The 8,094-nt window shown below is 39.4% G+C and carries 8 protein-coding genes; 1 reads left to right on the forward strand and 7 read right to left on the reverse strand.

The features are described 5' to 3' along the window. Positions 1–56 precede the first annotated feature (56 nt). From CQA40_RS09120 to CQA40_RS09130, 3 genes are all read right to left on the reverse strand, one after another. Positions 57–821 carry a TerC family protein gene (locus tag CQA40_RS09120; RefSeq protein ID WP_115520538.1) on the reverse strand — a complete coding sequence of 255 codons (765 nt, stop codon included), beginning with the start codon at positions 819–821 and terminating at the stop codon, positions 57–59. Between the two features lie 150 nt (positions 822–971). Then, the gene (gene corA, locus CQA40_RS09125; RefSeq protein WP_034560409.1) at positions 972–1,931 is read right to left on the reverse strand and encodes a magnesium/cobalt transporter CorA; all 960 of its coding nucleotides are present in this window, start codon (positions 1,929–1,931) and stop codon (positions 972–974) included. Between the two features lie 239 nt (positions 1,932–2,170). Further along, positions 2,171–3,382 carry a phosphoglycerate kinase gene (locus tag CQA40_RS09130; protein ID WP_115520539.1) on the reverse strand — a complete coding sequence of 404 codons (1,212 nt, stop codon included), beginning with the start codon at positions 3,380–3,382 and terminating at the stop codon, positions 2,171–2,173. Between the two features lie 175 nt (positions 3,383–3,557). On the opposite strand from CQA40_RS09130, the gene hisD reads away from it, so the two are divergent. Beyond that, on the forward strand, positions 3,558–4,880 hold the full coding sequence (gene hisD, locus CQA40_RS09135; protein WP_115520540.1) for a histidinol dehydrogenase: 1,323 nt from the start codon (positions 3,558–3,560) through the stop codon (positions 4,878–4,880). A 12-nt stretch (positions 4,881–4,892) separates the two neighbouring features. On the opposite strand, the gene CQA40_RS09140 is transcribed toward hisD, so the two are convergent. From CQA40_RS09140 to CQA40_RS09155, 4 genes are all read right to left on the reverse strand, one after another. After that, positions 4,893–5,726, reverse strand: coding sequence for a hypothetical protein (locus CQA40_RS09140; protein WP_115520541.1), 834 nt, complete (start codon positions 5,724–5,726; stop codon positions 4,893–4,895). A 99-nt stretch (positions 5,727–5,825) separates the two neighbouring features. Further along, a complete protein-coding gene (locus CQA40_RS09145) occupies positions 5,826–6,686 on the reverse strand; it encodes a DUF2715 domain-containing protein (protein WP_115520542.1) in 861 nt (286 codons plus the stop codon). 9 nt (positions 6,687–6,695) lie between these two features. Next, a complete protein-coding gene (locus CQA40_RS09150; RefSeq protein WP_147290192.1) occupies positions 6,696–7,568 on the reverse strand; it encodes a hypothetical protein in 873 nt (290 codons plus the stop codon). 153 nt (positions 7,569–7,721) lie between these two features. Further along, on the reverse strand, positions 7,722–7,991 hold the full coding sequence (locus CQA40_RS09155; RefSeq protein ID WP_115520544.1) for a hypothetical protein: 270 nt from the start codon (positions 7,989–7,991) through the stop codon (positions 7,722–7,724). Positions 7,992–8,094: the final 103 nt, after the last annotated feature.

Genomic DNA, 8,094 nt, shown 5'->3' on the forward strand with positions numbered 1-8,094 from the left:
TCGTTGTGAATATTTCTAGGAAGTATTTTTTTTAGAAGCCACTTTAAAAGCGCGTTTTAAGGAGATTTTGTAGAATCGCTAGAATCTGCGCTTGTAGATTTTGTGTTTTTGGCAGAATTGTGGCGAGAAAAAATGTTTATACATTCCACAAGAAGTGAAAATACCATAGCAAAATACACATATCCCTTTGGGATTTCATAGTGTAAGCCATCTGCGATAAGCACAACTCCTATGATAAGCAAAAATCCTAGTGCTAAAATTTTTAGGCTAGGATATGTCTCTATCACGCGACAAATCCACTCACTTGCAAACATCATCACACCCACAGCTACCAAAATCGCACATATCATCACTTCTAAATGCTGTGCCATACCCACTGCGGCAAACACAGAATCTAGCGAAAAAATAATGTCTAAAAATCCAATTTGGGCGATGATAAGCCAAAAACTAGGCTTTTTGGGTAGATTTGATTGCGCTAGATTTTGCTTAAATGCTAGCTCGTGGATTTCTTTGGTGCTTTTGTATAGCAAAAAGACACCACCCAAAATAAGGATAATATCCCTCCCTGAAATCCCTAGCCCAAATGCGTAAAAAAGAGGTTTTGTAAGTTTGGTAAGCCAAAAAAGAAATCCAAGCAGGGCGATACGAGTAAGCCCCGCAAAGCTAAGCCCTAAAATCCTTGCTTTTTTTTGCTCCGCCTTTGGCAAGCGAGAAACCAAAATAGCTAAAAAGATTAGATTATCCACGCCTAGTGCTATTTCTAATAGCACTAGGCTAATGAGTGCGAACCACGATTGTGGCGAGGCAATAATATCTAGCATTATTCACTCTTTTGGCATTATCTTTGACATTGCAAATCTAAATTTAGATTTCGCAGTAAAAAGCCACATAAAACATTTAATCTCTACAAAAAGCCTTGCAAATAGCATTTTATCCCTACAAAGCCTTGCAAGCGCGAAATCAACCATTTATTATAGCCAGCCTTTTTTCTTAAAGATGACGATAGGAATCGCAGTGGATACAACCATCGCAATTAGCACCACAGGATAAGCATAGGGCAAATCAAGCTCGGGCATATTGGTAAAGTTCATACCATAAATCGTGCCAATAAGCGTGGGTGGCATCATCGCCATTGTGGCTACGGTAAAAAGTTTGATGATTTTGTTTTGCTCGATATTGATTTGGCTAGTGAAAATGCTTTGTGTGTTGTCAAGCATACTAAGATTGACATTGGTAAATTCTACGAGAGAGTTTAAGTCTTTTAGCACGATAGTCAGCTCTTTTTTTATGTCTTGCTCGACTTTGCCACTTCGCAATAAAGCCATAATCGCACGCCTCTTATCAAATAGAGAATCCCTCACGCTTAAATTTAGCTCTTGGAGGCTTGATAGGCGAGATAGCCTAGCGATATGGTCGTGCTCGCTTGAAGTCTCTTCTAGCGCGGCTTTACGCAAAATCTTGGTAAGTTTTGCTGCACCTTCTAGCATATCAGCATCTTGCTCGACACGCACTTCAAAGATTCTGCTTACGATGTCAAATCCATCTTCAAATTTTCGCGGGCTAATTAGCACACTTTGATGAATCTCATTAAACACCTTAAAATCCTCATAGCGAATGGTAAATAAGATTCCCTTTAGCAAAAGAAAGGTTACGGTTTCGTTGTGTAGCTCTAGCTCGGCATCGCGTGTGAGGAAGTATGTGTTTATCGTTATAGTGTCGGCATCCTCGGCATATCGCGCACTTTCCTCAATCTCTTCGCGCTCCTCTTTGGTAGGAATGTCCAGTGCGTAAGTTTTTGCGATATAGGAGACTTCCGCAGCAGATGGGTGAAGCAAATCTATCCACAATATCGCGCCCTCTGGGAGTGTGAAATTGTCTTGGATTTTTTTTTGCACGACCATTGAGCCTTGCTTAAAAAACACATTCATCATAGGAAGCCTCCTTGTATTTTTTATGGTTTTGAAACGATTTGAAGCTAATGTATTTTAGCAAAATCTAGCCAAAATCTAGCCAAAAATCTAAGCACTGATTCTGCGCTAAAAAGTGCCATTTGCCAAATCAGCAAATATTGCAAATCTTGCAAAAATCTAAAAAAGCAAAAACTAAAAAAATATTGCTAAAAAATCTTAAAGCCTGTTTTTTTTGCTTTTGGGCTAAAATCTAAAGCAGATTATTTTTTGTCTAGCACTTCAAATGCTGGCAAAATCTTGCCCTCTAGTAACTCTAGGCTTGCTCCACCACCTGTGGATATGAAGCTCATATTATCACGCTCACCCGCTTTTTCTACCGCGTCTGCTGTATCGCCACCACCGATGAGTGAAAAGGCATAAGTATCTGCGATAGCGTGGGCTAGGTTGAATGTCCCGCGTGAGAATTGTGAAATCTCATAGATTCCAAGTGGTCCATTCCATATTATTGTTTGGCTTGCTTGTATGACTTCGTTAAACAGCCTCGTGCTAGCAGGTCCCATATCTACGGCTTTGTAGCCTTGAGGGACATCTTGGGCGGGAGTGATTTTGATATTTTGGTGTTCTTTTATGTCATCAGTGCTTACCACATCGACAGGCAAATAGATTTTGACATTTTTTTCTTTTGCTTTTTGCAGGATTTTTTTTGCTTCATCTATCAAGTCGTTTTCTACCATAGAGTTTGCCATATCATAGCCCAAAGAAGCAAGAAATGTATTGCTCATAGCACCGCCTATGATGATTTTATCCACCACAGAGAGGATATTTTCTAGTAGGGCGAGTTTTGAGCTGACTTTGCTACCACCTACGATTAGAAGCACGGGTTTTAGCGGATTTGCTAGGGCTTTGGCAAAAGAATCTATTTCTTTTTTTAGTAAAAGTCCTGCTACTTTTTCTTTGACAAATTTGCTTACGCCATAAGTGCTAGAGTGCGCTCTGTGGCTTGTCCCAAATGCGTCATTGACAAACACATCACAATGATTTGCTAGATTTTTGCTTAGCTCATCGCTGTTTTTTTCTTCTCCCTCATAAAATCTAATATTTTCTAGCAAAATGATGCTCCCCTCCTCTGCTTCACTCTGCAAAGAGCCAAGCGAATCAATAGAATCAGCAAAAAGCACATTTCTATCAAGCAATCTCTCTAGTCGTTTCAAAATATGCTTTAGTGAGAATTCTGCTTGCTTGCCTTTGGGTCGTCCTAGATGACTTACAAGCACTATGCACTTTGGCTCATTATCTACGCAATAATTGATAGTGGGCAGTGCTTCTCGTATGCGCGTATCATCGCTAATGTCAAACTCTTCGTCCATTGGGACATTAAAATCCACACGAATCAAAATCCGCTTATTTTTTAGCTCAATATCTTTGACCGTCTTTACTTTTTGCATAAAGGAAATGCCCGCGACTTGCTCCATTTGCGCTCCTTTTGTTTGTTTTATTTATAGTAAATAATCGGGCGAAATGATACCATAAAACTATTAAGCTAAATCCCTTAAGGCTTTTTTGGCAATTAAATGCTATAATGCTTTTTGGCTAGAAAATGGTTGGCACAACGCCACAAGATAATGACATAAATTTAAGGAGAAAACAATGATAAAGATTCTAAATAGCTCACAAAAAGGCTTTGAAAACGAGTTTGAAAAAATCCTTTTGCGCGGAAGTGAAGATATAAGCGAGGTAATACCAAAAGTAGAATCTATCTTGCGCAAAGTGCGTGAAAATGGACTTAGTGCGCTACTATCGCAAGTGGAGAGGTTTGATAGGTGGAGTCCAAAAAGTTTGGAGGATTTAAGCATTTCCCCTAGCGAATGTAAGGAGGCTTATGACGCGCTAGATAAAGACACAAAAGAGGCTTTGCACATAGCCTATGATAGAATATATGCCTTTCACTCAAAAGAAAAACGCCAATCGTGGCTTGACTTTGAAGCAAATGGTAGCGTGTTAGGTGCGAAATATACACCTGTGGAGAGGGCAGGGCTATATATCCCGGGGGGCAAAGCAAGCTATCCTAGCTCACTGCTTATGAATGCTATCCCTGCAATCGTAGCGGGCGTAGAATCAATATTTGTATGCACACCTACGCCAGATATGCAGACAAACGCGCTTTTGCTGGCAGCCCTACATATCTGTGGCATAAAAGAAATCTATAAAGTCGGTGGGGCAAGCGCAGTTGGGCTAATGGCATTTGGAGTGCCAAAAAGCCAAGCAAATCCGCACATAAAAAAAGCAGATGTCATCACAGGACCGGGCAATATCTATGTAGCTAGCGCAAAAAAACTCGTCTTTGGCGAAGTGGGGATTGATATGATAGCTGGACCTAGTGAGATTGCTATCATCGCTGATAGTAGTGCAAATGCGACATATCTAGCGCACGATTTGCTATCTCAAGCAGAGCACGATGAGATGGCAAGCTCATTTTTGTTTGTAGATGATGAAAATCTAGCCAAAATCGTAGCCCAAAAGGTAGAAGCGATTTTGGATACTTTGCCTAAAAAGCACATAGCAAAATCAAGCATTGACAACAGAGGCGCGATTATCATCTGCAAAGACATAGCCCAATGCACGCATTACTGCAATGCGCTTGCGCCAGAGCATTTGGAGCTAATGGTGGCAAGTCCTTTTGAGCTATTGCCTAGCGTGAAAAATGCAGGTGCAATATTTTTAGGCGCACACACGCCAGAGCCCATAGGCGACTATCTCGCAGGACCAAATCACACACTTCCCACAGGTGGAAGTGCGAGGTTTTTCTCGCCTTTGGGAGTGGAGCATTTTATGAAAAAAAGCTCGGTGATTTATTTTTCCAAAGACGCTATAAGCACGCTTGGCAAGCCTTGTGCGCATTTGGCGCATTTGGAGGATTTGGACGCGCACGCACAAGCTGTGCTAGCTAGAATGCAAATAACCAAAATCTAAATTAGGATTTGACTATTTGCCAAACTCTCCAAAGCTATATCCCACTTCAAGCATAGTGATGAGATTGTGTGTGTGGGGATAGCCCAAGCGGTAAGTCGTAGAATCGGTGCTAAATTTTTTTACCCATACTTCTTTGGAATCATCTAAAAAGCGATAAATGCAGCTAAACTTTGCATAAAAACTATTATAGGTTATTGCAAGGCTAGCCTTTGCTTCGTGGCTGTTGTGTCCTATTGTAGATTCGCTTCTGCGTGAGATTGCAAGGCTATTTGGATTTTTGCGCTCGATAAATCGATATGAGCCATATACGACATAGCCGTAGTGTAGTGAGTATTCTAGGCTAAATTTGTCTATTGTCTTTATGCTACTTAGCCCAGCACCAAGCGTAAAAAACAGCGTATCAGGCATATTGTTTCTCAAGCCATAGTTATCAAAGTGAAATGAAGTAGAAAAATGCAAAATAAATGGATTTTGTATCTCATTTTTTAGAAAATCGCCAAGATTTACTCCCGTATACAGCCCAAATCCCAAAAAACCACCAAATGAGTTTTTGGGAGCAGAATCAAAAAAATCACTTGATATTTTTTGCTCTCCTAGCCCTCCGCTTATATCCGCTCCTATGCTAAATCTTTCTTTCCAATACAGAGAGGACACGCTAAGATGTCCTCCAAAGTGATTGATTTTTGGGTGTTTATAATGCGCGTAATATGTGCCTACTCCCATTTTTGAGGTGCTACACCAAAATCCTTTTGCCCCCTCTGCGCAGATATATTTCGCAGGTAAAAGCGATAGTGGTAGCCCACAAATAAGTGGCATAAAAAGTGATTTTTTAAGTGCTCTATTCATTTTTGCGTGCCTTGTTTATGTAATTTGATTTTTGCGTTTTGTTTAGTATGATTTTGTAAAAACAAAGCAATACTAACCAAAATCAACACAAAAAACACTCTAAAACTCCCAACCGTATTGAAAAGTAATAATATGCGAAGTGTTTTTTGGTTCTACAAAAGGTCCATTTACTCCCTTGTAGTTTGTTGAGTTACTTCTAGTGGAGGCTTTTAAGTGCCAATATTCATAGCGCAAGCCAAAGCTGTTTATCCCCCCTCTTTTTGCTATGTATCTTGCTCCGATAAACCCACTAGCACCTAGCCCATCTTTTTGGGTTAGGTGCAAATCGCTGCTATAATGCACTCTCGAAAGTCTTGTGAGATGATTGCCGATGATGAAATACCGAAATCCACCCATAAAATTCAACGCCCAAGAATCATTTAGCACAATCTCGCTTTCTATTTCAATAGGTATATACGCATTTCCTTGCAGTCTTTCATAGGGGCTAAAATCATTGCGGTTGAAATAATACCCCATACCTGCTTGTAGATAAAGGCTTGCACGGCGGGTAAGATAGGCTAATGGATTGTATCCAAGTAGTGTTTGGGCGTGATAGTAAGTGCTTACATTTATCTGCATCATTGACTTGCCATCTTTTTCTTCCTCAACCGTATCAAGTATGCTACCTATGTAGATTCCAATGGCAAAATTTGCATCCAAATACATATCAAATTTAAAGCCATTTTGTGTGATATAGCCGATATTTCCAGCGATATTTAGTGCTAGATTATCCATTCTCATAAGAAAAGCGTCATACCCATCAACTTCGCCGTAGTAATAATATCCTGCGCCTAGTCCCACACTTTTATAAAATCCTTGTTTTAGCATTTTGGATTGTGCTTCATTTGCTGTCGTGCTTCCTATCAGTAGCACAAAAATCGCTACACAAAGTGTTTGTGATATTTTTATGATTGTTTGCATTTCTCTTCCTTAAAATCCGATTCCAAATTGCAAGCCTGCATAAATCACGCTTGCTTGAGGGTATGCTACTTGTGTGCTTGCTTGGGGCAACACTTCATTAGTGCTAGGAGTAGCCCTTGTCGTAATTGTCGTGCTATTGCTTGGTAATGTGTGTTGGTATTTGGCGATGATTTTTGTGAAAAAATACACATTTTTTGAAATCGCATAAGACACTCCCACACTTCCTTTTATGCCAAATCCGTGTGCAAAAATGGATTTTTGTTTTATGTTTTTTACTAAAAAGTTGCTTGTGCTACTCACAATATCCACGCCAGAAAAATATATAATAGTTGGCGTATAAGAAGCAAGAAGTGTGTAATCAATACTCCACCTGCTACTTCCTAGCCTCATAGCACTATCAAGGGATAGTAAAAAATTGTTATAACTTACACTTGTAGAATATGGATTATATGTCGCACTATGAGTATATGAGGAGTATTCATAGCCAAGTGATAAAAATAGTGGCTTTTCTACATTTTTTGTAATGTTGTAGCCAAACTTTCCACCAAACTCTTCTACCATACCAGTAACGCCTCTGAAGCTTGTCAAATTGCTAAGTGGGTTTGAAGAGCCAATGAAATAATTACCACTTACTTTTTGGCTACCAGCACCGATTTTAAACCAAAATTCTAGGTTATAGTATTTTGCTATTATGTTTGTGTTGCGCAAGTTTATGGAGCTTATCAAACCGCCTATATGTGTGTTGCCCGCACTAAATTCCACATACTCTAGTCCCATAGAAACACTTATAGGGTGGGTTAGCTTATAAGTTTCTATCGCGTCTGATTCTTTGCTTTTGGCAAAACTAGCAACAAGTAAAATCACTAAAAAATAGTAAAACATACTCTTGCATATTTTGCAAGCATTCTTTACTTTGGATAAGTCTTGCATATTGTGTTGCTCCCTAGTAGTTTCGGTAGTTAATGATATGTTGGTAAAATATAATTTGGGGTTATGTTTTGTCGCAGGAGCGCAAAAAACACCCGCGACAAAAATCTAAAAGCAGACAATAGCTATGCAGAATTTGTTGCCATTCATAGCTGCATTAAACGCAAACCAGCTCAAAAAGTATCCTTTTGTAGTTTTCATCTCTTCGACAGATAGAACTTCTACATTTAGATTCTTAGCATTTGTGCCAAATAGAAACTCACTATCTGCCTTAGATAGCGTTTGTGTCGCTTTGGACTCACTAGAATCAACGCCAGCTGATAAACCACTAATGCCTACAAAAGCACTTAAAGCTAGGATTGAAATGATTTTCTTCATTTCGCGCCTCCTTTCAATGAAGTAATATTTTGCCACCTCTTAAAAGAATTTTCTAAAGAAAAAGATTTTGTCAATTCTTTATCAATTCTTTTTGGGGCGGCAA

Origin of the sequence: Helicobacter sp. MIT 01-3238 (assembly GCF_003364135.1) — a bacterium.
GTDB lineage: Bacteria > Campylobacterota > Campylobacteria > Campylobacterales > Helicobacteraceae > Helicobacter_B.

Excerpts from the sequence above, each read along its gene's own strand:
- CQA40_RS09120 (WP_115520538.1), bottom strand. The coding sequence starts at position 821 with ATGCTAGATATTATTGCCTCGCCACAATCGTGGTTCGCACTCATTAGC.
- corA (WP_034560409.1), bottom strand. The coding sequence starts at position 1,931 with ATGATGAATGTGTTTTTTAAGCAAGGCTCAATGGTCGTGCAAAAAAAA.
- CQA40_RS09130 (WP_115520539.1), bottom strand. The coding sequence starts at position 3,382 with ATGGAGCAAGTCGCGGGCATTTCCTTTATGCAAAAAGTAAAGACGGTC.
- hisD (WP_115520540.1), top strand. The coding sequence starts at position 3,558 with ATGATAAAGATTCTAAATAGCTCACAAAAAGGCTTTGAAAACGAGTTT.
- CQA40_RS09140 (WP_115520541.1), bottom strand. The coding sequence starts at position 5,726 with ATGAATAGAGCACTTAAAAAATCACTTTTTATGCCACTTATTTGTGGG.
- CQA40_RS09145 (WP_115520542.1), bottom strand. The coding sequence starts at position 6,686 with ATGCAAACAATCATAAAAATATCACAAACACTTTGTGTAGCGATTTTT.
- CQA40_RS09150 (WP_147290192.1), bottom strand. The coding sequence starts at position 7,568 with ATGTTTTACTATTTTTTAGTGATTTTACTTGTTGCTAGTTTTGCCAAA.
- CQA40_RS09155 (WP_115520544.1), bottom strand. The coding sequence starts at position 7,991 with ATGAAGAAAATCATTTCAATCCTAGCTTTAAGTGCTTTTGTAGGCATT.